This is a genomic window from Halorubrum ejinorense (genome assembly GCF_055389685.1).
Window position 1 is genome coordinate 1476872 of record NZ_AP043777.1, and the last position, 23087, is coordinate 1499958.

Here is a 23087-nt window from a genome sequence, read left to right on the forward strand (position 1 = left end):
CAATTTCGGGCGTGCGCGTACTTAGACCGTTCGGCCGCTCCCCGCGCTCGGGAAGGTCGCAACGCGGAGACGCGCTACCCGGACAGCTCTCGCTTCGCCTTCCGCGCCCGTTCGGACATCTCCTCGTTCCCGTCGACGTCGGCGAGCGTCTCGACGGCCTCTAGGTTCCGGACGGAGTCGTCGAGGAAGGAGAGCACGTCGCCGGTGTACGCGTACACCATGTAATCGTCGGTCATCACGTCGACGATGGCCTGCGGTCCCAGCCCCTCGGCGCGCAGTTCGAGGACGTAGCGCATGAACTTCTCCTCGGGACAGCCGCAGTACGGGTTCGCGTCGCAGCTACAGTCGAGGAAGTCCTCGGCGAAGTCGAGGACCCGATCGCGGGTCGTCTCGTCGAGCTTCGAGAGGCCGTCACCGGTGAAAAGCAGGTCGAGGGTCGCGCCGGCGAACGCCCCCTTCGGGATGTTCGCCTCCAGCTGGGAGGCGAGCTGCCGGTGGTTCTTCACGTAGATCTTGTCGGTAAAGGCCACGAGTTGGCGACGCTACGCCCGCGACCCTGAAAAACGACGCGGTGACCGAGAGACGGTGCGGCGCTCGGTTCGGACGCTCGAACCGACCCCGGTCGCCACTCCGTGCCACGCCCGTCCGGGAGTCGTAACCGTTATTTATCGAAGCGGGGTACTTGACGACGCGTGTCCGGGTTAGGGTAGTGGACTATCCTTCAGCCTTGTGGAGGCTGAGACGCGGGTTCGATTCTCGCACCCGGACCTTTTCACGACGACCGCAGGGAGGAGTTGAAACGCCGGAAGGCGAGAGCGAAGCAGGGAGCAGCCGAGCACCGCGAGGCTGCGAGTGGGGTTCGATTCTCGCACCCGGACCTTTCTCGAACTGGCAGTGAATTAGAGACCAGCGGTCTCGCTGACGGCGCCGGCGAGTCGGTCCAGAAACGCCGCGTCGTACCCCTCGTCGACGTGGTCGATGTTCCATAGCCCCGATTCGCCGATCTCGCGGCGCGGACTGTCCCGCCCCAGCCAACCGTCGCCTCGGCAGTCGATGGCCTCTTTTCCGTAGTTGCTGACGAGCGCGATCGCGTTCCGCTCGACGGCGGCGCGGTCGCTCTCCGGTCCGGGCTCGTCGTCGATGTCGACCCACAGGAACGGCAGGTCACGGACGTACTCGCTCACGCGACGCTCGTGTTCCAACTCCCCGAGGCGCCGCTCGCGGTCCGCGGTAGACCCCGTTCCCCAGTGCGGATGCTCGTCGCCGAGGCCGTCCCGTTCGATCATCGCCCGGCCGACGTGTTTGCGGAACACCGAGCCCCGGTGATTCCCGCCGCCCTCGTAGCTGCCGCGGTTCGCCCCGCGATGCGTCCGAAGCCGATTCCACAGCGTCGTTCCCGACCCCGCCGACACGGCGTGCGTGCCGACTCGCGTGAGTCGGAGTTGGTCGGTCGCGTCCCGCGTCTCGTCCGTCGCGAAGAAGAAGTAGACCCCTCGATCGGGCCAGTCCATGTGCCCGGTACACTCCTCCAACCGTCGCCTCCCTCCGACGTTCGATTCGAGACGGTCGAGGAGGTCGTAGAGTCGGTCGAGGTCCGAGGCGCGCGACATGTGTCTCCGTTCCGGGGTGACACACAAAACCGCCCGGGCTCTCACGGGCGCACGGCGCCGCGACTAGAACTCGATCCGCTCGCCGTCGTCCGGCACCAGCACGTCGTCCGTCTCCGCGCGGAGCTCCTCGCGCGTCAGCAGGCAGTGGTTGATCGCCTCCATGTGGACCACGGCGACCGCGGCGTCCGTGGCCTCGCGCACGGCGGCGACGTCGTCGACGCCCATCGTGATCGGCTCGCCTCGGTTGAACCGCGCCGCGCCGCCGTTGAGGAGGACGGCGTCGGGGTCGAACGCCGTCAGCGTCTCCGCCACCGGCTCGTACCAGACCGTGTCGCCGGCGATGTACAGCGTCTCGTCGCCGTCGAGGACGAACCCGGAAACCGGCCCCATCTGCTCGGCCAGTTCCCCGTGACCGTGACGGCCGGGGGTCCGATGAACGGCGACCCCGCCGAACGACGCCTCGTCTCCCACCGGCCGCACGTCGGTGAACCCCTCCTCGACGAACGCGTCCGCCTCGGCGGGCTGACAGAACAGGGGCACGTCCGCGTCGAGCGCCTCCCGCGCCGCGTCGTCGAAGTGGTCGGGGTGGCGGTGCGTGACGATCACCGCGTCGTACGACAGGTCCACGTCCGGCATCGGGACGAGCGGGTTCGCGCGGTCGTTCGGCGTGTCGTCGATCGGCGGCAGCGCGCCCTGCTCCGCGAACAGCGGATCGACGAGGAAGGCCGTCTCGCCGACGGTCGCGAGGACGGTCGCGTTGCGGACGAGGGTGACGGTCGGGCCGGAGTCTGTCGACATACCTCCCGTTCGGCGAGGGGCGGGTTGTGGCTTGCGACGGGGGCGATCCGGGCGTCCCGGCCGCCGGACGCCGTCTTCTCGCCGCATCGCACCGCAAACTTATCCGGCGCTCGCCCGACGCATCAATCGGTATGAACGAACGCGCAGCCGCCGTGCGACGACGGGACGTGCTTCGGGCCGGAGCCGCGGCCGGCGTCATCGGGCTCGCGGGCTGTGCGGGCGGGAGCGAGGGTCCGGCATTCGAGGAGGGGTTCGAAGAGGACATCGGCGACTGGGAGTTCGACGCCGCGATCGGTCCCGAAGTCGACATCGAGGACTTCGACTGGGAGGTGTCCTTCTCTCGCGAGGAGGCGGCTAGCGGAACGCAGTCGCTCCGCGTCTGGAACCAGGGCGACTACGACGACGGGGTGACGTGGGCGGTCCACCCGGTCCCGATCGAATCCGGAAGCTCGTACCAGATAGAGGTGAGCGGCCAGTTCTGGAGCGAGTCGGAGTCGTTCAACACGATCCGACACGCCCTGATGCGGCTGGGCCCCGAGCCGCCGTCGACGGAGGAGGAGTTCCCGCAGCCCGGCCTCAACACGACCGAACTCGGCGAGACGCCGTACGGCGGGCTCCGCGACGCGCTGTGGCTCGCCGACGGCTGGCGCGAGTACGCCTTCGAGTGGACGACGCCGGAGCTGTCGACCGACACGCTCTACCTCGCCGTCGGCACGGCCGTGATCTGGGAGGCGGACGCGACGCACTACGTCGACGACCTGTCGGTGCGCGTCGAGACGCGGTGACGCCCTCGTCGCGCGCGCTGCCCCGGTGCGACGGGAGGTGGCGAGCGCGGCCGCTCGTCGTAGTGGGATATCGCCCGCGACACTAACGACCGGTCTCATCTCCGGCGGCGTGCCGCGTCGACCGGGAAACCCTCGTGGCGGGCGGTCGCCTGCGCGGCGACGGGCGGGTCGCGTCAGCGACCGGTGTCGCGCGCCTGGGTTCTCCGCGCTGTCATCGCTCCCATCGGGGAGTACTCGGGCGGGGACTAATGGCGCGCAGTCCATCGTTACGCGGTGTGGGTGTTAAATAGCCCGTTGCTCCGCGGAATCGGCGCGTATCCGAACGCACTTACGTCCCTGTCACGGACCCACGCGCAATGTCTGTACGAGTCGGCATCCTCGGCGCGACGGGCGCCGTGGGCCAGCGGTTCATCCAGTTGCTCGACGACCACCCGACGTTCGACCTCGCCGCGGTCACGGCGAGTTCGGAGAGCGCGGGCGAGACGTACCGCGAGGCGGCCAAGTGGCGCGTCGACACGCCCATCCCGGCGGACGTGGCCGAGATGGAGGTCGCGGAGACGACCCCCGCGGGCATCGCCGACGACGACGTGGACCTCCTCTTCTCGTCGCTCCCCTCGGGGGTCGCCGCCGAGGTCGAGCCCGCGTTCCTCGAAGAGGGGTACGTCGTCTCGTCGAACTCCTCGAACGACCGCATGGCGGCGGACGTGCCGCTCACGATCCCCGAGATCAACCCCGACCACCTCGACCTCATCGAGGTCCAGCGCGACGAGCGCGGCTGGGACGGCGCCCTCGTGAAGAACCCGAACTGCTCGACGATCACGATGGTGCCGACGCTCGCGGCCATCGACGAGTTCGGCTTAGAGAGCGTTCGCGTCTCGACGCTCCAGGCGGTCTCCGGCGCCGGCTACTCGGGCGTCACGTCGATGGAGATCATCGACAACGCCATCCCGCACATCGGCGGCGAGGAGGCGAAGATGGAGACGGAGTCGCGCAAGCTGCTCGGCGAGTTCGACGGCGCCGAGGTCCGGCTTCACGGCGCCGACGTGGCCGCCTCCTGTAACCGGATCCCCACGCTCGACGGCCATCTGGAGAACGTCTTCGCCGAGTTCGCCGCCGACCCCTCCCCGGAGGAGCTCCGCGAGGCGATGCGCTCGTTCGAGGGCGCCGGCGACCTCCCGAGTTCGCCCGACCAGCTGATCAAAGTGTTCGGCGAGGACGAGCCGGAGCGCCCGCAGCCCCGCCTCGACCGCACGTACGCCGACGGGATGGGGATCGTCGCCGGCGGCGTCCAGTCGACCGACGCCGGCGCGAAGTACAACTGCCTCGCGCACAACACGATTCGCGGCGCGGCCGGCGCGTCCCTGCTCAACGGCGAACTGCTCGTCGAGGAAGGGTACGTCTGAGCGACGCCCGCGCCGACCGACACTAACTTCATCCTCCGCGTTTCGTCCGCCGACGCCATGGCAGAACCAAGCGCAAAACGGTCCCTCCGCCGAGGCGTCGCCGTCCTCCTCGTTCCGCTGTCGGGGGCGACGACGCTCCCCGAGTTCGTCGAGTCCGCGCTCCCCGGCATCTCGGATGTCGTCGGTATCGTCCTGTTCGTCGCCGCCGTCGCGTACCTCGTCGCCAGCGTCGGCAGGCAGGTGGCCGCGGCCGCCGACACGCCGCTGTAGTCGGGCGACCGGTCACCCGCGCCGGCGCCTCACTTCCCTTCGAACTCGGGCTCGCCGTCGCCCATGAACGCCGTCATCCCCTCCATGAGGTCGTCGGTGTTCATCACGTGACCGAAGCCCATCGCTTCGACTTCCAGGCCGGCCTCGTTGTCCGTGCGGCCGGCGTGGATCGCGCGCTTCGTGTACTTCTGTGCGATCGGCGGGCCGCCGGCGAGCTGTGCGGCCAGCTCCTGTGCTCGCTCCTCCAGCTCGTCGTCCGGGACGACCTCGTTGACGAAGTCGTACTCGGCCATCGTCTCCGCGTCGTAGCGGTCCGCGGTCAGGATGATCTCCTTCGCGCGCCCCTCGCCGACGATCCGGGCGAGCCGCTGCGTGCCGCCCCAGCCGGGCAGCAGACCCAGGTCGAGCTCGGGCTGGCCGAGCTCTGAGCGCTCGGAGGCGATCCGCATGTCGGCGGCCGTCGCGAGCTCCATCCCGCCGCCGAGGCAGTAGCCGTCGATGGCGGCGATCACGGGTTTGTCGGACTCCTCGAGCTTCCCGAACGTCTGCTGGCCCTGTCGGGAGAGCTCGACCGCGTGGATCGGGTCCGAACCGCCCGCGGCCATGCTCTGGACGTCCGCGCCCGCGGAGAAGGCGCGGTCGCCCGCGCCGGACAGCAGGATCGCTCGCACGTCGTCGTCCGCGTCGAGCCGGTCGATCGCGGTCGAGAGCTCGTCGAGCACCTCGCCGCTTATCGTGTTCATCCGGTGCGGGCGGTCGATCTCGACGCGACCGACCCGGTCGTCGACGCTCACGTTCAACACGTCGTAGTCGGCCGTGTCGTCGCCGCCCTCGGCGTCCCCGCCGCGGAAGCCGCCGGTCTCGGCGGCCTCGCGCAGGTAGTCGGTCGCCTCGTAGCGCGCCTCGCCGGTCTCGTCGGCGAGTTCGTCGAGCGTCTCGACGAGGGCGTCGAGCCCTTCCGCGTCGGCCAGCTTCGCCGGGCCGTCCGGGAAGCCGGCGCCGAGCTTGACGGCCTCGTCGATGTCGTCGGCGTCGGCCACGTCGTTGCCGATCAGCCCGGCCGTCTCGTTGGCCATCACCGCGAGCAGGCGGCGGCTGACCGCCTCGTCGACCGCGTTGGTCGGGATCTGGGCGCCGTCGCCGCCGTCGTAGTCGTAGAACCCCTTGCCGGTCTTCTTGCCGAGGTCCTCTTCTTCGACCTTCTCGGCGAGCATCGGGCAGGGGCGGTAGGCGTCGCCGAGGACCTCGTGCATGTACTCCAGGACGTGATACCCCACGTCGATGCCGACCTGATCGGCGAGTTCGAACGAGCCCATCGGCAGGCCCATGCCGAACTTGGTCGTCGAGTCGACCGTCTCGATGTCGGCGTCGCCGGACTCGACGACCCACGCCGCCTCGTTCATCAGCGGGACGAGGATTCGGTTGACGATGAAGCCGGGACTGTCCTTGCGGACACGGACGGGCGTCTTCCCCATCGACTCCGCGAGGCCCTCGATCAGGTCGAGCGTCTCCTCGGAGGTGTGTTTCCCGGAGATGACCTCGACGAGGTCCATCCGCACCGGCGGGTTGAAGAAGTGCATCCCGCAGAAGCGCTCGGGGCGGTCGGTGACCTCCGAAAGCTCCGTGATCGAGAGGCTGGAGGTGTTAGTGACGAAGACGGCCTCGTCGGGCGCGTGTTCGACGACGTCGTCGTACACGTCCTTCTTGATGGCCATCTTCTCGGGGACGACCTCGACGACCACGTCGGCCCCGTCGAGGGCGTCTTCGAGTTCGACGAACGCGTCGACGCGGTCGAGCGCGGCGTCGGCCTCGTCGTCACCGATTCGGTCCTTCTCGGCGAGCTTGCCGAGCGACCACTCGATCTGGTCGTACCCCTTCTGGACGAGTTCGTCGTTGATGTCGCGCAGCGACACGTCGTAGCCGGCGAGCGCGGCCACCTCCGCGATACCGTGACCCATGTTTCCGGCGCCGAGCACCGTCACGCGCTGGACGTCTTCGAGCTGCATACCTCAGGGTCGGAACCGTCATGATTGAACCTTTCCATCTTCCAAACGCCAAACGCACCGTAAGTTTATTCGGACGGGTCGACGGACGGCGCTCGGAAAGATTCACGCGGGCCGGACCCCTACGGCGCTCCATGGACGACCACGTCGCCGAGACGCTCCGCGCGGACCCGCGGATGGCCGACCTGATCGACCGACACGGCCCGGTCGACGTCGCGCCCGCGGACGACGAGTTCGACCGCATCTGTACCTCCATCGTGAACCAGCAGCTGTCGACCGCGTCGGCGAACGCCATCCGCGAGCGGTTCCTCGACGTGCTCGGCGGCGCCGTGACGCCCGACCGAGTTCTCGCGGCCGACGAGTCGGCCCTGCGCGAGGCCGGACTCAGCGGCACGAAAGTCGAGTACCTGCGGAACGTCGCCGCGGCCTTCCGCGACGACGAGCGCGACCTGACCCGGGAGGGGTTAGCGGGCGTGAGCGACGAGGCGGTCGTCGACCGGCTCACCGAGATTCACGGCGTCGGCGACTGGACCGCGCGGATGTACCTCATCTTCGCGCTCGGCCGCGAGGACGTCCTCCCGCTCGGCGACCTCGCGGTCAGGAAGGGGATAGCGCGGATATACAACGGCGGCGAGGAACTGTCGCGCGCGGAGATGCGCGAGATCGCCGACTCGTGGCGGCCCTACCGGAGCTACGGGACGCGGTACGTCTGGTCCGAGTACGAGTCCTGACCGGCCGGCGCGCGTTATCGGTCTCGGAGGCGGACCTTGTCCGGGTCACAGGAGGGGCAGAGGCGAGCTATTTCGCCCGGGCCCTCCAGAAACGCCTCGCCACAGCGGAGACACTCGCGCTCCCGGTTCCGGTCGAGGCCGCCCCCGCCGCCTCCGCTTCGCCCGCCGCCTTCATTTCGCCCGCCGCCGTCACTTCGCCCGTCACCTCCACCCCCCTCACCGGCCGCACTACGGCTCGGTGACGACGCGTCGCTCGGCTCGGCGGTCGTGCTGGCACTCGGCGCGGTCGTCCGACTCGGACAGTCGTCGCAGATGCGCGTGACGGTTCCGGCGGGCTCGGTGAACCGCTCGTGACACCGGATACAGGTCCGGGTCCGCTCTCGCGTGACGACGTTCATGCGCCCAGGGAGGTAGCGACGTTCATGCTCTCGGGGAGGTGGCGACGTTCATGCGCTCACGGCACCGCCGGCGGGCTTATTGGTTCCGGCTCGTCGCTTCCGGCTCGTCCTCCGCGGGCGACGCGCGGCCGCCGGTCGCCGCCTCCTCGCGGTAGAGCTGGAGGATCTCCTCGAGGAGGACGGCGTGGCGGTCGCCGGGGACGTACTGGTGGTCGATGAAGTCCTCGGCGTCGCTGAAGTTCCCTCTGAGCGCGAGCTTCCGGAGGAACGCGACCGACTCGAAGAACGGCGGCTCGTCGGCCTCCTCGTCGCCGCCGAGTTCCCGCTCCGCCTCGGGAATTACCTCGGCCTCGATCGCGTCGTAATCGATCGTCGCCGGCTCGTACTCGTCGAGGGTCCGCGAGAGCACGTAGTCCGCCGAGAACCGGTAGAACTCGGACTTGCTCTCGAACTGTCCCTCCTCGACGAGCGTCTCGATCTCCTCGACGACCGGCTCGGGAAACCGAACCGTGCTCTTCACCATATGCCGTGCTATTGACACCCGCCGTATTATACCTTCGTCAGACGGTCGCGACGCCCGACGACCGCGGCGTTCGCGGCGTCACTCCTCCTCTAATATCTCGCCCGCCTCGTCGCGCTCCGCCTCGTCCGTGTCGGCGCGCCGCCGGACGTCGACCCGGTAGTCGGTGAGGATGTCGCGGCCGAGGAGCAGCGGGTACTCCATGTGGCCGCGGTCCTCGACGCTGGCGGTGACGGTGTGTTGGTTCCCGCCGATGCCGATGACGAGGTCGACGACGGGGCGCGCCTTCCCGCCCTTCATGCTGCCCGACTTGACGCGGGTCATGCTCTTGATCGGGCCGGCGCCGATCTCGGCGGCCAGCTGGGTGTCGATGCTCGTCCGGGTCGCGCCCGTGTCCGACTTCGCGAGCGCCTGCGTGGAGCCGGAGGTGCCGGTGACGACGACCTCCTCGATGTAGCCGATGTCCGGCTGCTCGGTGGAGGTCGGCTTCGGGGCCGGCGCACAGGAGGGCCGCGAGTCGTCGAGGGTCGCGGCCACGCGCTCGACGGCGTCGTCGTCGACCTCGCCGCCGACCGTCTCGATCGCGAGCTTGGCGATGTACGGGGCGGGGCTGGTCCCGGTGGCCTCGAACAGCCCCTTGAACCCGGCAGTCGGGTTCACCTCCAACACGTACCAGCCGTCGTACCCCTCGACGAGGTCGACGCCGGAGTAGTCGAGCCCCATCACTTCGGCGGCGTAGAGGGCGGTGTCGGCGGCCTCGTCCGGCATGTCGTCGGTGGCGTCCTCGACGGCGCCGCCGAGCGCGACGTTGGTGCGCCAGTCGCCCTCGGGCGCGTAGCGGTACATCGACCCGACTATCTCGTCGCCGACGACGTACACCCGCAGGTCGCGGTGCTTCTCGTCGTCGCGGTCGATGAGCTTCTGGAGGAACGCCTGTCGGTTCCCGACCTTCGGGTTCACGCGCTCGGTGAGGTCGACCTTCCACGTCCCGCCGCCGTGGGTCCCGATGGCGGTCTTGTACACGCCCACGTCACCGAAGCGCTCGCGGCCTTCGTTGAGGCGGTCGTTCGAGAGCGCGAGCAGCGCGTCGGGCACGCGGATGTTCCAGTCGGCGAGCGTCGCCGCGGTCGCGAACTTGTGGATCGACGCCAACACCGCGTTCGGCTCGTTCAGCATCGGCCGGATGCGCTCGAAGGTCGCCGCCAGCCCGAGTAGCTCCGCGGGCTGGTCGGTGTTCGAGAGCAGCAGCCGGTTCGCGATCACGTCGACCGCGGGTTCGACGGACACGTCGCCGTCCTCGACGCTGACCGCGGCGTTCTCCTCGCGGAGCCACACGGGCTCGTGGCCGAGGTCCTCGACCGCGTTACAGATCGCTTTCGTTTCCTTGCTGTTGTGTAGCGACAGCACTCCCACCCGAACCGGATCCGAACTCATGCCAACACCTGCGCAGGGGTTCCTAAAAGGTCGACCGATCGATCCGCCCGGTGACGGCCGGTCGGGGTCGCCATATATATACCCGGTGCCGTGCTCCGGTTTCTCATGAGCGACGACCGGGTGTTCACGTACAACGGCGGCGCTGTGCCGCCCGGCGAGACACAGAACATCCGCTACGGCATCAGCGAGACGTACCTCGGAGACCCGGTGCGGATCCCGGTCACCATCGTCAACGGCGAGCGCGACGGGCCGACCGCGTTCCTCACCGCCGCCGCTCACGGCGACGAACTCAACGGGATCGAGGTCGTCCGAGAGGTCGCCCACGAGTGGGACCTCTCGGAACTCTCGGGGACGTTAGTCTGTCTCCCCGTTCTCAACGTCCCGGGATTCCTCGCCCAACAGCGGTACCTTCCCGTCTACGACCGGGACCTGAACCGGTCGTTCCCCGGCAAACCGGAGTCGACGAGTTCGAAGCGAATGGCCCACCGGATATACGCGAACTTCATCGAGCCCTGCGACTTCGGCCTCGACTTCCACACCTCCACGCGCGGGCGGACGAACATGCTCCACGTCCGCGCCGACATGACCAACGCTGGCGTCCACCGGCTCGCGCTGGCGTTCGGATCGAGCGTGATCATCGACAGCGACGGGCCCGAGGGCACGCTCCGCGGCGAGGCGACGAGCGACGGCATCCCGACGATCACGATCGAGATGGGCGAGGCACACCGGTTCCAGCGCCCGCTGATCGACGACGCGCTCGCCGGGGTTCGGTCCATCTTCGCCGAGTACGGCCTCTTATCGTCCGGCACGGTCCGGTGGCCCGGCTGGCGGACCATCGTCGCCGGCACGGGCGAGAAGACGTGGCTGCGGGCCGACTCCGGGGGGATCGTCGACACTCACTTCGAGAGCGGGTCGCTCGTCCGCGAGGGCGAGCGGATCGCGACGATCACCAACCCGTTCAAGCAGGACGCGGTCGCCGTCGAGGCCCCCTTCACTGGCCTGCTGATCGGGCTCTTGGAGAACCCGGTCGTCTACCCCGGAAACCCGCTCTGTCACCTCGTCGAGATAGACGAGTCGACCCGGCGGGCGATCGAGACCGGCGACGCGCCGAAGCCGGTGGGACAGCCGACGCCGTCCGTCAGCGGCGACTGACTCCCTCGCCGCCGAGCCGCCCCCGGAGCCCGAGCGCGGCGCCGGCGACGACCGCGAGGAACCCGACGAGGAACGCGACCGGCTGGAGCAGCGCTCGCTGGAAGACGACCGGGCCCGGCTCGCGCTCGACCGTGCGCGTCCAGAACTCGTACCGCTCGCCCTCGTACTCGACGACCAGTAGCCCGTCGCCGAGCGTCGGTTCGGCCGGGTACGACAGCGAGTCGACGCGTTCGTCCGGATCTTCGACGCCGAAGCCGCCGTCGGCCGCCTCGCGGGCGCGGTCGAACGCCTCCCGCGCGGCCGGGTCGAGGTCGGCGTGGGCGACGACCGCGCCGTCGTCGATCTCGCTCGGGTCCACCGCCGACCCCGGACCGACCGGCGACTCCGCGGTCACCGGTTGGACCGTGTGCGTGTACGCCGGGTCCGCCGCGCCGACGGAGACGGGGAGGTACAGGGGGTTCGCCATCAGGCAGACGCCGAGCGCGAGGAGCCCGACGACCGCGAGCGGGGTGCGCATGGGCGGGGTTCGACCGCGCGGGTGTTTACCGTTCCGACCGCTTCCGCCTCCCGTCGAACCGCCGCGGCCGCTTCCGCCTCCCATCGAATCGCCGCGGCCGCTCGCTATCGACCGATAGTCCCCTGTCGCGTGATCGGCGCGTCGGGGTCGAGGAGGAACGCCACGACGGTCGCGCCCTCGTCGCCGGCGGTCACGGTCGGCGGCGGGCCCTCGCCGGTCCAGACGACGCTCTCGGTCTCGTCGAGGGCGACGCCGCCGGTCGGCTCCTCGGCGTCGGACTCCCGGTCGCCGACCCCGACCGACCCCTCGAAGACGTACACGTAGGCGTCTCTCCCCTCGATCGCCGGCAGCGTCGCCGCGGCGTCGGCGTCGAGGCGCACGTCGAAGCAGTCGACCGCGTTGCGCACGGTGAACGGGTGGTCGGCGCCGGCGGGCGCGAACACGCGCCGCCACTCGTTCGGCTCGGGATCGGGGAGCGGTCCGTGCTGGATCCCCGGCTCCAAGCCGAGGTCGTGCGGCCGGACGAAGATCTGGAGCATCCGCAGCGGCGGGTCGTCGGCGAGCGTCTCCTCGGCGTGCCAGAAGCCGGCCCCGGCGTTCATCACGAGGAGGCGTTCCGAGTCGGTGACGAGCTCGTTCCCCTCGCGGTCGTCGTGGCGCATCACGCCCGCGGGGACCCACGAGACGATCTCCTCGTCGCGGTGCTGGTGCATCCGGATCAGCGTGCCGGGGTCCATGAACGACTCGACGACCGTCGAGAGCGGACCGTACCCGTGGTCGTCGTGATCCGGGAGGTTTCGGCCCGGGAAGTTGAACCGGGTTCGGAACTTGCCCTGATTCCGGAAGACGTCGGAACGCGGCGCCGGGTGGAGGCCGCGGTCCGTCTCGGAGTGCGCTTCCATTACTAACTGGTAAAATCCGTTCGGTGAAAAGCCGTCCGGTGCCGGGAATCAGCGGCGACGCCCTCTTACTCCCCGCGCCCCGTGTACCGATACCGTGACGACCGTCCTCTCTGACCGCGACCGACGCAAGCGCGACGACCGGCCGGACGGGACGTTCTACGACGCCCCGCGGTTCGTCACACACGCCGACGACGCGTTCTTATCGCGGCTGACAGCGCTGTACGCGTCCGCGATCGAGCCCGGCGACCGCGTCCTCGACGCGATGAGCAGCTGGGTCTCGCACCTCCCGGACGCCGAGTACGACCGAGTCGTCGGCCACGGGCTCAACGAGGCGGAGCTGGCCGAAAACGACCGGCTCGACGAGTTCGTCGTCAGCGATCTCAACGCCGACCAGTCGCTCCCGTTCGCGGACGACGCCTTCGACGTCGTCTGCTGTGCGCTGTCGGTCCAGTACCTCGAGTACCCCGGCCCGACGTTCGCGGAGTTCGCCCGAGTCCTCGCGCCCGGCGGCACGGTAGTCGTCAGCTTCTCGAACCGGATGTTCCCGACGAAGGCCGTCCGCGCGTGGCGGGCCGCCTCGATGGACGAACGCGCCGACCTGGTCGAGCGCTACCTCGACGCCGGCAGGTTCGCGACCGTCGACCGGATCGCGGAACGCCCCGGCGGGGACCCGTTCTACGCCGTGGTGGGGAAACTTCGGTGACTCCCCGCCGGATCGCGGTCGCGGCCTTCGACCTCTCGCTCGCCGTGACGCTCGGCGCGGCCGCACGGCTCACGCACGTGCTGTGGTACCGGACCTTCGAGACGAGCGTCGCCGTCGATCTCGCCGGGTCGGCCGCCATGGGCCTCGTCTTCGGGGTCGGCCACGTCCTCGTCGCCTCCGGCGACCGCGTCCTCGGCCCGGCCGGCCGCGACGCCGACTCGTGGGTGTTACGCCCCCGCCGAGTGACGCTTTCCGCCGCGGTCGGATTCCTGTGTCACGCCGGCGTCGCGCCAGCGTTCACTCCCTTCGGACTCGCGCCCGGCGGCGTCAACACCGTGCTGGCGGCCGCCGGCGTCCTCGTCGGTCTCTGGTCGCTCGCCGTCCGCCGGACCGCGCGGTAGGGCCCTCGTCGAGAGGGCGCGGGACCGAGGCGGTCCGTTCAGTCCGCGGTGGGTGACTCGGCCGCCTCCAAGCCGGACCCGCTCGGCGGTCGGAGGAGGAACACCGCCAGCCCCGCGGCGATCGCGAGGCCGCCCCCGAGCGCGAAGGTGGGAGTCCACCCCAGCGTCGCGACGAGGTAGCCGGCGACGGTGCCGGCGAAGACGCCGCCGCCGACCTTCGCGGTGTACAACACGGCGTAGTTGCCGGAGGAGTTGGCCGCCCCGTAGTAGTCCGTGAGCAGCGACGGGAAGTAGACGAAAAGCGGCGAGGAGAAGAACATCGCCCCGAGGACGAACGCGACGAAGACGGCGCCGTTCCCCGTCTGGCCCGCGCCGATGAGTCCGATTCGGAAGAGCCCGGCGAGCAGGAACGAGCCGGCCATCACGCGCTTGCGGTCGAACCGGTCGGTCGCCTCGCCGAGGACCAGCCGCGAGACCCCCGCCGCGACGGGCAGGAGGGTCGCCGAGAGCGTCGCGACGAGCGCCGCGAGGCCGAAGTTCTCCGCGAACCGGACCACGTTCGCGATGACGAGGAGGTCGGCGCCCGCCATCGCGACGAACATCGCGTACAGGAGCCAGAACTGCCACGTCGACAGCATCTCGCGCGAGGAGTAGTCGCGGCCGCGGATCGAGGCCGCGAGGCCGTCGTCGCCCCCGCCGCTCTCAGCGTCGTCGCCGTTCCCGCCGTCCTCGTGGCGGTCCAGCCAGTCCGTCGGCGGGTCCCGGAGGAGGAAGGACCCGACGAGCGTCACGACCAAGATCCCGATCCCGATGTTTCGGAGCACGTCGCCGTACGCCGCCACCGTCGCGTTCGCTCGGACGTACGGGACGACCAGCGCGCTTCCGGCGGCGAACGCCATCGTCCCGACGCCGGTCGTCAACCCGGTCCGGTCGGGGAACCACTTGACCGCGGTGTTGACCGCGACGGTGTAGACGATGCCGACGCCGATCGCGCCCAGCGAGTAGAGCAGGTACAGCTGCCAGAGGGTCGTCGCGTACGCGAGGCCGATGTATCCCCCGCCCGCGAGCAGCGCCGCGAGGAACGTGAGCGCGCCCGGCCCTCGCCTGTCGCGCCACTTTCCCGCGGGGAACTGCGAGAGCGACTGGAACACCACGTAAAACGAGAACACCGCGCCGAGCGCCGGCAGCGCGATGTCGAGGCCCTCCGAGAGCGCGGGCGATATCGACGACCACACGTACTGGTACGGGCTCACCGCCGCCATCATCCCGGCCGCGGCCGCGATCTGCCACCACCGAGAGAAACCGAGGATGTCGGCGGCGCGGCCTGCGTAGTCGACGCCGTCGCGCGGCTCCTCGGCGTCGGACTCGGCCTGACCGCCGCCCGGCTCGCCGTTCTCGGCTGAGCCGGCGCCTCCGGCTGAGTCGGCGCCTCCGCCTGAGTCGGCGCTTCCGGTCCGGTCGTCGGATCGCTCCTCACCCATCGTCGTCGGTCGGTCGCGTGCTGGTTGGCCGTGACATGTCGTGTGCCCTCCGGGTCACGCGAGCCCCGATCGACCGGGACTCGCTCGTCTCGTTTCTACTCATCGCACTCGTCGATTAAAACGCGTCGTTGCGGTCGTTCTTGCTTCGATCCGCCGACTCGACCGCGGGCGTCGTTTCGTCGGAGTGCGACGCGCGGACTCGTTAAGTGGGTCGGACCCCAACGATCGGTGTGACTGACGTAGGCATCGTCGGTGCGGGCGCCGGGGCGGCCGCGGCGGCGTTCGTCATCGACAGAACCGTGCCCGACGTGGACGTGACCGTCTTAGAGAAGTCCGGCGGGCTGTGCGGGCGCGCCGCGACCCGTCGCCACGGGGATCTCACGTACGACTACGGGGCGAACTACCTGAAGAGCGACGACGACCGCGTCGTCGAACTGATCACCGAGACGCTCGACGACGAGGGGCTCGTCGACGTGACGGAGCCGGTGTACACCTTCGACGCCGACGGGTCGGTGTCGCCGGGGCGCGACGCCGACGAGCACAAGTGGAGCTACCGGCGCGGTCTCACGCAGATCGCGAAGCGGCTGTTCGGCCGGACCGACGCGACGATCTACCGCCGGACTCGCGTCGAGACGGTCCGGCGGCTCGGAGCGGCCGAGGGCGACCGCGACGACGATCGGTGGGAACTCGACGACGCGGACGGGGAGACCCACGGACCGTTCGACGTCCTCCTGTTGAACCCGCCGGCTCCGCAGACGACGGAGCTCCTCCGGACGGCGGAGTGGGACGCCCCGCTCCGCGAGACGCTCGTCGAGGCGGTCGGCGACGTCGCGTACGGCAGCGTCTGGACCGCGGTGTTGCACTACCCGTTCGCGATCGACGTCCCGTACTACGCGCTCGTCAACACCGACAAGGAGCACGCGGTCGGTTGGATCTCCCGGGAGGAGTGTAAAGCGGGGCACGTGCCCGACGGCGAGACGCTGCTCGTCGTCCAGGCCGGCGGCGCGTGGTCGACGGCCCACTACGACGACGACCCGGCCGAGAACGTCGCCGCGCTCGCGGCCCACACCGCCGAGATACTCGACGACGAACGGCTCGCCGACCCGGCGTGGACCGATCATCAGGGGTGGCGGTACGCGCAGCCCGAGGGCGGCGTCGACCGCGGTCCGGTCGACTCGGCGCGCGAGGCGGGGCTGTACCTGCTCGGCGACTGGGTCGCCGGCGAGGGACGCCTCCACGCGGCGATAGCGAACGGGCTCGACGCGGGCGAGCGCGTCGCGTACAACGTCTAGAAAACGGTCGGGCCGGCGTCGCGGACGCGACGCGAGCCCCTTTTGAAAATCAGTTCGGTGCGGCCGGGCGGACGCCCGGCGGCTATCGGTTCAGTTCGTCGTGATGCGGTACTCGACGGTGCCCAGCCCGGGGAGCGTCAGCGTTCGGACTCGACCGCTGCGCCGGCGCAGGGTGCGCAGGACGGACCGCGAGAGGGCCCCGAGCGCGACGGTGCCGGTCAGGAAGGCGACCGTCGCCACGGGGTACGCGAGCGCGACGAACGGGACGATGACGAGCGCCAGGTACGCGAGCGTCCCGAGCGGAGTGCGAGGTGCGGGCGGCGACGCGGAGCTGATCTGTCGGTGCCGCTCCGTCGTGGTGAGAGAGCCTTGGTTCATACTACATCCTACACGCCCCGTTGACTAAAACCTTTCACATTCCAAATAGGTTTTGAGGAATGCTACCAATAACCATACACAGAGAGCATCTGAAACGGTTGTTCATGGAGTGTAAGGAGTACCATGTCACTTGTTCCTATGATTCTCATATTTCTTTTACTTCGGGTGTTCTCGGCCGCTTTCGTGTCCGGCTCGGGTGGGTGCGATCGGCGGCCTTCGGAACGCTCGTCGTGGCCCGGACGACTCGCCAATACTTTTATTTCGATCGAGAGATGTGTGTAGATACGGACAGACAGACGATGACACTCGACACTCCAACCACCGATCCAGCGGTCGTCGTTTCGGCGCCGGAGCGCAGGCGCGCGGTCGCCGGCCTCGCCGACGGGGCCGTCGAGACGGTCGCGGATCTTCGCGTTCGCGGGCGGGCCGACGAGATCGCCGCCGAACTCCGCGAGACGCACCTGCCGGCGCTAGAGGAGGCCGGCTACATCGAGTGGGACCGAGAGGCCGGGACCATCGAGCCCGGTCCGAACTTCGAGGAGGCGGCGGCCCACGTCGACGACCTCCCGATGCCGAAGCCCTCCGACGACTGACCGGGTCGGTCGCCCGACCGGTCGCGGACGCCCTCCCGACGCCCTCCCGACGCCCTCCCGACACCACGCCCCTTCTGGCGCCGACGCGAGGCGTCACCGCCGCCGCGGCCCGAGACGTTTATGCCGGGGCGCAGGCGACACCCGACAGCGATGGCCGAGCCGATCCTGAAGTGGGCGGGCGGGAAGCGGCAGCTCCTCGACGAGCTGTACGCCCGGTTCCCGGCCTCCTTTAGCCGGTACCACGAGCCGTTCGTCGGCGGCGGCGCCGTGTTCTTCGACCTGGAACCGCCTCGCGCGACGGTCAACGACGCGAACCCGCGGCTCGTGAACTTCTACGAGCAGGTCCGCGACCGGCCCGACGAGCTGATCGCGCGGCTGGCGTCGTTCGACGACCCCGAGAGCGACCCCGACCCCGACCTGCCGTACGACGAGGAGACCGCGCGCGGCCGCGACGTGGACGCCTACTACTACCAGCAGCGCGCGCGGTTCAACCGCCGGCCGTACGAGGGGGAGTTCGACCCGCTGGAGGAGGCGGCCCTCCTCTTGTACCTCAACCGGACCTGCTACAACGGGCTCTACCGCGAGAACGCGGACGGCGGGTTCAACGTCCCTATCGGCCGGTACGCCGACCCCGACTGGGTCCAGCGCGACCGGATCCGACGCGCCAGCGACCTGCTCGACGCCGCCGAGGTCCGGAACGACGACTTCGCGTACGTCCTCGACGCAGCCGACCCGGGCGACCTGGTCTACTTCGACCCGCCGTACGAGCCGATGAGCGCGACGGCGAACTTCAACGAGTACAGCGCGTCCGGCTTCGACCGCGAGGACCAGCGCCGCCTGCTCGACGCGGCGAGCGACCTCGACGACGCCGGCGTCTGGGTCGTGCTCTCGAACAGCGGCGTGATGTACGACGCGTACGTCGACGCGGGCTTCCGCGTCGACCGCGAGGACGCGACCCGCGCGATCAACAGCGACGCCGCGAACCGTGACGCGGTCGACGAGATCGTCGCGACGAACGTCCCGCCCGCGGAGCGCGGCACGGACGGCCAGCGAGAACTCCCCGATTTCTGAGTCGACGGATCCGCGCGGACCGCGATGGCGCGGAGACGGCGGGCCCGCGCGGTCGTCGGACCGCGACGTTGGGGCGGGCTTTTTGGCCTCCCCCGCCGACGGCTCGCGTATGACCGATCTCGACATCGACCTCGTCCTCGTGCCGGTCGACGGCAGCGAGGAGTCACACGAGGCCGTCGACTACGCCATCGCCGTCGCGAGCGAGTACGGCGCCAGCGTCCACGCGCTGTACGTTCTCGACGAGGAAGTCGTCCGCGCCATCGACCACGGCGTCGTCGACGAGAGCGAGGTGGCCGACGACTCGGAGGCGTTCACCGACTCGGTCGCCCGACGGGCGGAGGCGGCCGGCGTCTCTCACAGCAACTCCATCGCCTACGGGTTCTCCACGTCGGTGAAGACGGTCCATCCCGGGAGCGTCGTCCTCGACACCGCCGAGGAGCTGGAGTCCGACTTCATCGTCGTCCCGCGCGAGCCGGTCTCCGGCGACCCCGGCGAGGTGCTGGGGAAGGCCGCGGAGTACGTCCTCCTGTACGCGAGCCAGCCCGTGTTGTCCGTCTGATGGTCGGCGGCCTCCTCCCGGCGGGAACGACGCTGCCGCCCGCGCCCTACGTTCTCGTCGTCCTGCTCGCCGCGGGCGGGGTCGTCGCCGCGCTCCGCCGCCGACGGCCGCGCGTCACGGCCCGGCGCGTGCTCGCGCTCGCCCCGTGGATGGCGCTCGGCTCCGCGGCGCACGTCCTCTACGTCGTCGACGCGCTCCCGGCCCGCCTCGCGCCGCTGGCCGGCTCGCCGACCGTCTACCTCACGGTGGGGTCGCTGGCGGGCGCGGCGTGGCTCGCCGCCGACGCCGCCCGCCCGGACCGGGTCGCGGCGACCGTCGCGGGCGTCGGCGTCGTCCTGCTCGTTCCCGTCGTCGCGGTCGCGTTCGGGACCGGGCTCTCGCCCGTCGGCGCGCGCTGGTCGCTGATCGCGCTCGCGCTCACGGTCCCGGTCGCCGGCGCCGCGTGGGCCGGCCTGCTCCGGCTCCGCCCCGAGACCGCGGTCACGGGGAGCGTCGGCGCGCTCGCGGTGTTCGGCCACGCGCTCGACGGCGTCTCGACCGCGGTGGGGACGACGCAACTCGGCTTCGGCGAGCGGACGCCCGTGTCCCGGATCCTGCTGGAGCTCGGCGGCATCCCGCCGGTACCGGTGCTCGGCGAGGGGTGGGTGTTCCTCCTCGTGAAGCTCGCGGTCGCGACCGCCGTGACGTGGCTGTTCGCGGCGTACGTCCGCGAGACGCCGGCCGAGGGGTACCTCCTCCTCGGCTTCGTCGCGGCGATGGGGCTCGGTCCGGCGGCGCACAACCTCCTCCTGTTCTCCGTGGCGGCGTGAGGAGCGGGTCCCGAGCGGCGCGCTCCCGGTCGCCTCACAGGACCGCCAGCGCGAACGCGACCGTGACGCCGGCGAGCAGGACGGCCTGTACGAACGCGCTGGCGAGGGCGCCGACCACCGCGTAGGCCGCCTGCCGAGCGGCCTCGCGCGTGTCGCCGTCGCGCTCGTTCAGGGCGGCGAGGAAGACGGTGCCGCCCAGTCCGACGACGAGTCCGATCGGGCCGAGCGGGATCAGGAGCACGATTCCCACCAGCGTCCCGACGGCGACGGTCCGGGTCGACGCGCCGCCGAGCCGCCCGGAGACCATTCCCGACGCGACGTCCGCGGCGGAAGCGAGCAGCGAGACGACGACGAGCGCGACCACCGCGACGAGGCTCGGCTCCGTGAACCCGGTGGTGTACGCGTAGCCGACGACGGTCAGCGCCGCGAGGGCGCCGCCCGGCACGAGCGGGACGAACGAGCTGGCCGTCCAGACGACGAGCAGCGCGATCGCCAGTCCGGCCGCGGGGGTCACCATACGGACCGCACGCTACGTGCGCTGAAAACACTTCACCTCGATCGGCCCGGCGGGGACCGGTCCGCCGACGCCGTCAGTCCTCTTCCTCGACGACTTCCGGGTCCTCGATGGCCGACTGGAGGGAGTCGATACCGTTGACCCACTCGGAGACGAGCCCGTACTCGAGGTCCTCGACGAGGTCGATGTCGAGCGGCTCGCCGTCGATGACGCGGGTGCCGGCCTGAACGACGTAGCCGAGGGCGGCGTCGAGGTCGTCCTCGGCCTCCGCCTCGGCGGCCGCGCGGACGAACTCGGCAACGTCACCCTCGACGACGCCCCCGACGACGTACTCCTCGGCGGCGTAGAACACGGGGACGAGCGAGGTCTGGACGCCGTCGATCAGCATGACCTTGTCCTCGTCGTCGAACTCGACGTCGGCGAGGACGATCTCGCGGATGTCGCGGATCTCATCGACCGCGCGCTCCTCGTCGACGCGCTCCTCGTCGAACGCGGCGAGCACCTTCGCCACCGCGATCGCCGCGTCGTCTTGGAGGTTCAAGAGGAGCCGCGCGGAGTCCTCGTTTTCCGGGTCGAGGTCTTCTTCGGCCAGCCGGTCGAGCCAGTTCTGCCAGCGTTCGTCGGTATAGAACGTTTCAACGGCGTCGTCGTCGGTCATGTGCTATCCGTCGCCCGGACTACTCAAATGCCTTTCCTATCGATCGCCGCCCGATATCGCGTCTCACCCGCCCGAACTCCGCGTTCGAGGCCCATCGTGTTCGGCGCCGAACGGGGCTCAGGTCACGTCATCGGCTCGTCTCCGAGGTCCGGGTTCTCGCGGGCGAACGCCACGAGCCGGTCGACGTACGACTCGAACGCCGGGACCTCGATCCCGGTCTCGGCCAGCGCCGCGGTCGCGTTCGCGCAGCGGTAGCGCGTCGGGTGGTCGAAGTAGTCGATCGTCGCCGCCTCGACCTCCACGGAGGCGGCCGACAGCAGGCGGGCCGCCGCCTTCGCGATCCGCTTCGTCGTGGGGACGGTCACCGTCCGGCGGTCGGCGGCGTCGGAAAGCGCCGCGACGAACTCCGGGACGGTCGGCGGGTCGGGGTCACAGAGCTGGTACGTCTCCCCGACGGTGTCGGGCCGGCCGCTCAGTTCGGCGACGGCGTCGACGACGTAGTCGCGCGGCACGACGTTCAGTTCGGTCTCCGCCGCGCCCGGGATCGAGAACGCGAACGCGAGCCGCGCGGGCTGAGCCAAGAGCAGCCGGAGGAGGTTGTACGGCCCGTCGAGCTTGTCGGTCTCGCCGGTCCGGCTGTCGCCCACGGCGATCGCCGGGCGGTATATCGTCGCCGGGAGCCCGTCGGCCATCCGCTCTCGCACCGCGACCTCCGCGCGGTACTTCGTCGCCTCGTAGTGGTTGTTGAACGACTGACCCTCCCGGAGGTGGTCGGCGGTGAAGGTCCCGTCGTACCGACCGCTGACGTAACAGGTGCTCACGTAGTGGAGCCGGTCGACCCCGAGCCGTTCGGCGGCGTCAAGGACGTGCTCGGTGCCGCGGACGTTCACCGCCGCCGCGAGGTCGGCGTCGACGCTCAGGTCGTAGACGGCCGCGAGGTGGTACACCTCCTCGACGCCCGCCAGCAGGTCGGAATCGCCGGGCGCCGAGCCGAGTCCGAGGTCCGGCTCCGTGATATCGCCCTCGTAGAGGTGGACGGCCGCTTCGTCCCCGGAATCGGGCTCGGCCTCGGAGACGATCTCGCGGGCGCGCTTCTCGGCCAGATCGCGGTACTGCGGCTGGATCAGGCAGGCCACCGGACCGTCGCCGCGTTCGAGCACCTCCCGGAGGAGCGCCGACCCGAGGAAGCCGGGGAACCCGGTGAACAGGACCGTCGGCGGGCGCGACGACGAGCGTCCGATCACGACCCGGTCCCTTCCAGCGTCGCCTCGGTGTCGATCCCGTACACCGCGGCGGGCGTCTCGACGTGCGCCCGGCGGACCGCCTCGTCGTACCCCTCTTCGAGCAGCCACCGGACCCGTCGCGGGACGGTCTTCGGCCCCAGCACCATCCCCGGCCGGTCGGGGTCGTCGACGAAGTCGGTCTCCATCAGGAACGGCTCGCCGGTCTCGGCGGCGCGTCGCAGGCGCTCCTTGTCGCTCATCACGCTCGGCGTGACGCCGGCCAACTCGCCGGCAGCGTAGTGTTTGACGACCTTCGAGGGGTCCAGCCCGACCTCCTCGGCGACCGCCGCGAGGTCGGTCAGGTCCTCGGTCGCCTCGGTGTGGAGTTGGACCGCGCAGTCGGCGTCTGCGCCCAGTTCGAACGCGCGCCGCGTCACCGCGTTCGACGCGTCCCACACGGCGTCGCTCACGTCGTAGTGGGGGCGCCCGGACTTGAGCGCGAGCGCGTCGCCGTCGGCGACGTACTCGCTCGCGACCTCCAGTCCGCCGCGCATGAGGTCGCGGGCCTCTTCGGGGGAGAAGCCGCGCTCGTCGACGAGCCGGCTGATCAGCCCCGGATGAACGCCGAGTACGGGCCACGCGCGTCCGGGAAGCACCTCGGTCGCGGCCGCGACCGTCTCCAGCGTCTCCTCGAAGACGGCCCGGAAGTCCGCCGGCTCGTCGGGCTCGACGCCGAGCAGCCACGACGGTTTGTTCACGACGAGCAGGTGGGTGCCGCCGAGCCGGACGAACTCTTCGACGGCCGCCGTGCCGCGGCCGTGCCGGGGGTCGAGGTGGAGGTGGTCGTCCAACACCGGTGTGCCCAGGTCCTCTGTCATGGAC

General features: G+C 70.3%; 27 protein-coding genes and 1 tRNA gene. 13 read left to right on the forward strand and 15 right to left on the reverse strand.

The features are described 5' to 3' along the window. Positions 1-74: 74 nt before the first annotated feature. Positions 75-530: a DUF5814 domain-containing protein gene (locus ACZ5KW_RS08560; RefSeq protein WP_343780417.1), complete on the reverse strand. Its 456-nt coding sequence runs from the start codon at positions 528-530 to the stop codon at positions 75-77. A gap of 165 nt (positions 531-695) precedes the next feature. Between ACZ5KW_RS08560 and ACZ5KW_RS08565 the strand changes: the two genes are divergently transcribed. Next, positions 696-768: transfer RNA gene (locus ACZ5KW_RS08565), tRNA-His, on the forward strand. A gap of 131 nt (positions 769-899) precedes the next feature. Here ACZ5KW_RS08565 and ACZ5KW_RS08570 read toward each other — a convergent pair. Both ACZ5KW_RS08570 and ACZ5KW_RS08575 read right to left on the reverse strand, forming a co-directional pair. Beyond that, entirely contained in the window at positions 900-1610 is a 711-nt protein-coding gene (locus ACZ5KW_RS08570) for a GIY-YIG domain-containing protein (protein WP_343780418.1), read from the reverse strand. Between the two features lie 63 nt (positions 1611-1673). Beyond that, the gene (locus tag ACZ5KW_RS08575; protein WP_343780419.1) at positions 1674-2408 is read right to left on the reverse strand and encodes an MBL fold metallo-hydrolase; all 735 of its coding nucleotides are present in this window, start codon (positions 2406-2408) and stop codon (positions 1674-1676) included. Positions 2409-2539: 131 nt separating this feature from the next. Here ACZ5KW_RS08575 and ACZ5KW_RS08580 point away from each other — a divergent pair, with 131 nt between their 5' ends. The 3 genes from ACZ5KW_RS08580 (at position 2540) to ACZ5KW_RS08590 (ending at position 4866) form a co-directional block, all read left to right on the forward strand. After that, positions 2540-3193 carry a hypothetical protein gene (locus ACZ5KW_RS08580; RefSeq protein ID WP_343780420.1) on the forward strand — a complete coding sequence of 218 codons (654 nt, stop codon included), beginning with the start codon at positions 2540-2542 and terminating at the stop codon, positions 3191-3193. 356 nt (positions 3194-3549) lie between these two features. Beyond that, complete coding sequence (asd, locus tag ACZ5KW_RS08585) at positions 3550-4596, forward strand: aspartate-semialdehyde dehydrogenase (protein WP_343780421.1); 1047 nt, start codon at positions 3550-3552, stop codon at positions 4594-4596. A gap of 57 nt (positions 4597-4653) precedes the next feature. Further along, a complete protein-coding gene (locus ACZ5KW_RS08590; RefSeq protein WP_343780423.1) occupies positions 4654-4866 on the forward strand; it encodes a hypothetical protein in 213 nt (70 codons plus the stop codon). Positions 4867-4895: 29 nt separating this feature from the next. On the opposite strand, the gene ACZ5KW_RS08595 is transcribed toward ACZ5KW_RS08590, so the two are convergent. After that, positions 4896-6872, reverse strand: a complete 1977-nt coding sequence (locus tag ACZ5KW_RS08595) for a 3-hydroxyacyl-CoA dehydrogenase/enoyl-CoA hydratase family protein (protein WP_343780424.1) — start codon at positions 6870-6872, stop codon at positions 4896-4898. 131 nt (positions 6873-7003) lie between these two features. On the opposite strand from ACZ5KW_RS08595, the gene ACZ5KW_RS08600 reads away from it, so the two are divergent. Next, entirely contained in the window at positions 7004-7600 is a 597-nt protein-coding gene (locus tag ACZ5KW_RS08600) for a DNA-3-methyladenine glycosylase family protein (protein ID WP_343780425.1), read from the forward strand. Between the two features lie 14 nt (positions 7601-7614). Here the strand turns inward: ACZ5KW_RS08600 and ACZ5KW_RS08605 are convergent, their stop codons facing one another. From ACZ5KW_RS08605 to ACZ5KW_RS08615, 3 genes are all read right to left on the reverse strand, one after another. Then, positions 7615-7998, reverse strand: coding sequence for a hypothetical protein (locus ACZ5KW_RS08605; RefSeq protein ID WP_343780427.1), 384 nt, complete (start codon positions 7996-7998; stop codon positions 7615-7617). Positions 7999-8074: 76 nt separating this feature from the next. Further along, on the reverse strand, positions 8075-8521 hold the full coding sequence (locus ACZ5KW_RS08610; RefSeq protein WP_343780429.1) for a ribbon-helix-helix domain-containing protein: 447 nt from the start codon (positions 8519-8521) through the stop codon (positions 8075-8077). Between the two features lie 78 nt (positions 8522-8599). Then, entirely contained in the window at positions 8600-9952 is a 1353-nt protein-coding gene (locus ACZ5KW_RS08615; RefSeq protein WP_343780430.1) for a putative ATP-dependent zinc protease, read from the reverse strand. Positions 9953-10057: 105 nt separating this feature from the next. Between ACZ5KW_RS08615 and ACZ5KW_RS08620 the strand changes: the two genes are divergently transcribed. Further along, a complete protein-coding gene (locus ACZ5KW_RS08620) occupies positions 10058-11104 on the forward strand; it encodes a succinylglutamate desuccinylase/aspartoacylase family protein (protein WP_343780432.1) in 1047 nt (348 codons plus the stop codon). Here the strand turns inward: ACZ5KW_RS08620 and ACZ5KW_RS08625 are convergent. Further along, complete coding sequence (locus tag ACZ5KW_RS08625) at positions 11091-11621, reverse strand: DUF7979 domain-containing protein (RefSeq protein WP_343780434.1); 531 nt, start codon at positions 11619-11621, stop codon at positions 11091-11093. The genes ACZ5KW_RS08620 and ACZ5KW_RS08625 overlap by 14 nt on opposite strands. A 104-nt stretch (positions 11622-11725) precedes the next feature. Then, positions 11726-12523, reverse strand: coding sequence for a pirin family protein (locus ACZ5KW_RS08630; protein ID WP_343780436.1), 798 nt, complete (start codon positions 12521-12523; stop codon positions 11726-11728). Between the two features lie 94 nt (positions 12524-12617). Between ACZ5KW_RS08630 and ACZ5KW_RS08635 the strand changes: the two genes are divergently transcribed. Beyond that, positions 12618-13226: a class I SAM-dependent methyltransferase gene (locus ACZ5KW_RS08635; RefSeq protein ID WP_343780438.1), complete on the forward strand. Its 609-nt coding sequence runs from the start codon at positions 12618-12620 to the stop codon at positions 13224-13226. After that, the gene (locus tag ACZ5KW_RS08640; RefSeq protein WP_343780440.1) at positions 13223-13627 is read left to right on the forward strand and encodes a hypothetical protein; all 405 of its coding nucleotides are present in this window, start codon (positions 13223-13225) and stop codon (positions 13625-13627) included. Before ACZ5KW_RS08635 ends, ACZ5KW_RS08640 begins: the two co-directional genes overlap by 4 nt. Positions 13628-13665: 38 nt before the next feature. On the opposite strand, the gene ACZ5KW_RS08645 is transcribed toward ACZ5KW_RS08640, so the two are convergent. Beyond that, a complete protein-coding gene (locus ACZ5KW_RS08645; protein WP_343780442.1) occupies positions 13666-15108 on the reverse strand; it encodes an OFA family MFS transporter in 1443 nt (480 codons plus the stop codon). A gap of 230 nt (positions 15109-15338) precedes the next feature. Between ACZ5KW_RS08645 and ACZ5KW_RS08650 the strand changes: the two genes are divergently transcribed. Further along, positions 15339-16400 (forward strand): NAD(P)/FAD-dependent oxidoreductase, encoded by a 1062-nt coding sequence (locus ACZ5KW_RS08650; RefSeq protein ID WP_343780444.1) that lies wholly within the window; start codon positions 15339-15341, stop codon positions 16398-16400. 90 nt (positions 16401-16490) lie between these two features. Here ACZ5KW_RS08650 and ACZ5KW_RS08655 read toward each other — a convergent pair whose 3' ends face one another. Next, the gene (locus ACZ5KW_RS08655) at positions 16491-16778 is read right to left on the reverse strand and encodes a hypothetical protein (protein ID WP_343780446.1); all 288 of its coding nucleotides are present in this window, start codon (positions 16776-16778) and stop codon (positions 16491-16493) included. Between the two features lie 299 nt (positions 16779-17077). On the opposite strand from ACZ5KW_RS08655, the gene ACZ5KW_RS08660 reads away from it, so the two are divergent. The 4 genes from ACZ5KW_RS08660 (at position 17078) to ACZ5KW_RS08675 (ending at position 19810) form a co-directional block, all read left to right on the forward strand. Then, positions 17078-17371, forward strand: a complete 294-nt coding sequence (locus tag ACZ5KW_RS08660) for a DUF7344 domain-containing protein (protein WP_343780448.1) — start codon at positions 17078-17080, stop codon at positions 17369-17371. A gap of 150 nt (positions 17372-17521) precedes the next feature. Next, positions 17522-18442 (forward strand): DNA adenine methylase, encoded by a 921-nt coding sequence (locus tag ACZ5KW_RS08665; protein ID WP_343780449.1) that lies wholly within the window; start codon positions 17522-17524, stop codon positions 18440-18442. 109 nt (positions 18443-18551) lie between these two features. Next, positions 18552-19001 (forward strand): universal stress protein, encoded by a 450-nt coding sequence (locus ACZ5KW_RS08670; RefSeq protein ID WP_343780450.1) that lies wholly within the window; start codon positions 18552-18554, stop codon positions 18999-19001. Then, positions 19001-19810 carry a DUF63 family protein gene (locus ACZ5KW_RS08675; protein WP_343780452.1) on the forward strand — a complete coding sequence of 270 codons (810 nt, stop codon included), beginning with the start codon at positions 19001-19003 and terminating at the stop codon, positions 19808-19810. The genes ACZ5KW_RS08670 and ACZ5KW_RS08675 overlap by 1 nt, the downstream gene beginning before the upstream one ends. A 34-nt stretch (positions 19811-19844) precedes the next feature. On the opposite strand, the gene ACZ5KW_RS08680 is transcribed toward ACZ5KW_RS08675, so the two are convergent. The 4 genes from ACZ5KW_RS08680 to ACZ5KW_RS08695 form a co-directional block, all read right to left on the reverse strand. After that, entirely contained in the window at positions 19845-20327 is a 483-nt protein-coding gene (locus tag ACZ5KW_RS08680; RefSeq protein WP_343780453.1) for a DUF456 domain-containing protein, read from the reverse strand. Positions 20328-20400: 73 nt separating this feature from the next. Further along, positions 20401-20982 carry a DUF2150 family protein gene (locus ACZ5KW_RS08685; RefSeq protein WP_343780454.1) on the reverse strand — a complete coding sequence of 194 codons (582 nt, stop codon included), beginning with the start codon at positions 20980-20982 and terminating at the stop codon, positions 20401-20403. A gap of 122 nt (positions 20983-21104) precedes the next feature. Further along, entirely contained in the window at positions 21105-22226 is a 1122-nt protein-coding gene (locus ACZ5KW_RS08690) for an SDR family oxidoreductase (protein WP_343780455.1), read from the reverse strand. Further along, positions 22223-23083: a TatD family hydrolase gene (locus tag ACZ5KW_RS08695; RefSeq protein ID WP_343780456.1), complete on the reverse strand. Its 861-nt coding sequence runs from the start codon at positions 23081-23083 to the stop codon at positions 22223-22225. The genes ACZ5KW_RS08690 and ACZ5KW_RS08695 overlap by 4 nt, the downstream gene beginning before the upstream one ends. Positions 23084-23087 lie beyond the last annotated feature (4 nt).

Coding starts and splice junctions, on each gene's coding strand:
- ACZ5KW_RS08570 (WP_343780418.1), bottom strand. CDS start 1,610: ATGTCGCGCGCCTCGGACCTCGACCGACTCTACGACCTCCTCGACCGT.
- ACZ5KW_RS08575 (WP_343780419.1), bottom strand. CDS start 2,408: ATGTCGACAGACTCCGGCCCGACCGTCACCCTCGTCCGCAACGCGACC.
- ACZ5KW_RS08580 (WP_343780420.1), top strand. CDS start 2,540: ATGAACGAACGCGCAGCCGCCGTGCGACGACGGGACGTGCTTCGGGCC.
- asd (WP_343780421.1), top strand. CDS start 3,550: ATGTCTGTACGAGTCGGCATCCTCGGCGCGACGGGCGCCGTGGGCCAG.
- ACZ5KW_RS08590 (WP_343780423.1), top strand. CDS start 4,654: ATGGCAGAACCAAGCGCAAAACGGTCCCTCCGCCGAGGCGTCGCCGTC.
- ACZ5KW_RS08595 (WP_343780424.1), bottom strand. CDS start 6,872: ATGCAGCTCGAAGACGTCCAGCGCGTGACGGTGCTCGGCGCCGGAAAC.
- ACZ5KW_RS08600 (WP_343780425.1), top strand. CDS start 7,004: ATGGACGACCACGTCGCCGAGACGCTCCGCGCGGACCCGCGGATGGCC.
- ACZ5KW_RS08605 (WP_343780427.1), bottom strand. CDS start 7,998: ATGAACGTCGTCACGCGAGAGCGGACCCGGACCTGTATCCGGTGTCAC.
- ACZ5KW_RS08610 (WP_343780429.1), bottom strand. CDS start 8,521: ATGGTGAAGAGCACGGTTCGGTTTCCCGAGCCGGTCGTCGAGGAGATC.
- ACZ5KW_RS08615 (WP_343780430.1), bottom strand. CDS start 9,952: ATGAGTTCGGATCCGGTTCGGGTGGGAGTGCTGTCGCTACACAACAGC.
- ACZ5KW_RS08620 (WP_343780432.1), top strand. CDS start 10,058: ATGAGCGACGACCGGGTGTTCACGTACAACGGCGGCGCTGTGCCGCCC.
- ACZ5KW_RS08625 (WP_343780434.1), bottom strand. CDS start 11,621: ATGCGCACCCCGCTCGCGGTCGTCGGGCTCCTCGCGCTCGGCGTCTGC.
- ACZ5KW_RS08630 (WP_343780436.1), bottom strand. CDS start 12,523: ATGGAAGCGCACTCCGAGACGGACCGCGGCCTCCACCCGGCGCCGCGT.
- ACZ5KW_RS08645 (WP_343780442.1), bottom strand. CDS start 15,108: ATGGGTGAGGAGCGATCCGACGACCGGACCGGAAGCGCCGACTCAGGC.
- ACZ5KW_RS08655 (WP_343780446.1), bottom strand. CDS start 16,778: ATGAACCAAGGCTCTCTCACCACGACGGAGCGGCACCGACAGATCAGC.
- ACZ5KW_RS08660 (WP_343780448.1), top strand. CDS start 17,078: ATGACACTCGACACTCCAACCACCGATCCAGCGGTCGTCGTTTCGGCG.
- ACZ5KW_RS08665 (WP_343780449.1), top strand. CDS start 17,522: ATGGCCGAGCCGATCCTGAAGTGGGCGGGCGGGAAGCGGCAGCTCCTC.
- ACZ5KW_RS08670 (WP_343780450.1), top strand. CDS start 18,552: ATGACCGATCTCGACATCGACCTCGTCCTCGTGCCGGTCGACGGCAGC.
- ACZ5KW_RS08675 (WP_343780452.1), top strand. CDS start 19,001: ATGGTCGGCGGCCTCCTCCCGGCGGGAACGACGCTGCCGCCCGCGCCC.
- ACZ5KW_RS08680 (WP_343780453.1), bottom strand. CDS start 20,327: ATGGTGACCCCCGCGGCCGGACTGGCGATCGCGCTGCTCGTCGTCTGG.
- ACZ5KW_RS08685 (WP_343780454.1), bottom strand. CDS start 20,982: ATGACCGACGACGACGCCGTTGAAACGTTCTATACCGACGAACGCTGG.
- ACZ5KW_RS08695 (WP_343780456.1), bottom strand. CDS start 23,083: ATGACAGAGGACCTGGGCACACCGGTGTTGGACGACCACCTCCACCTC.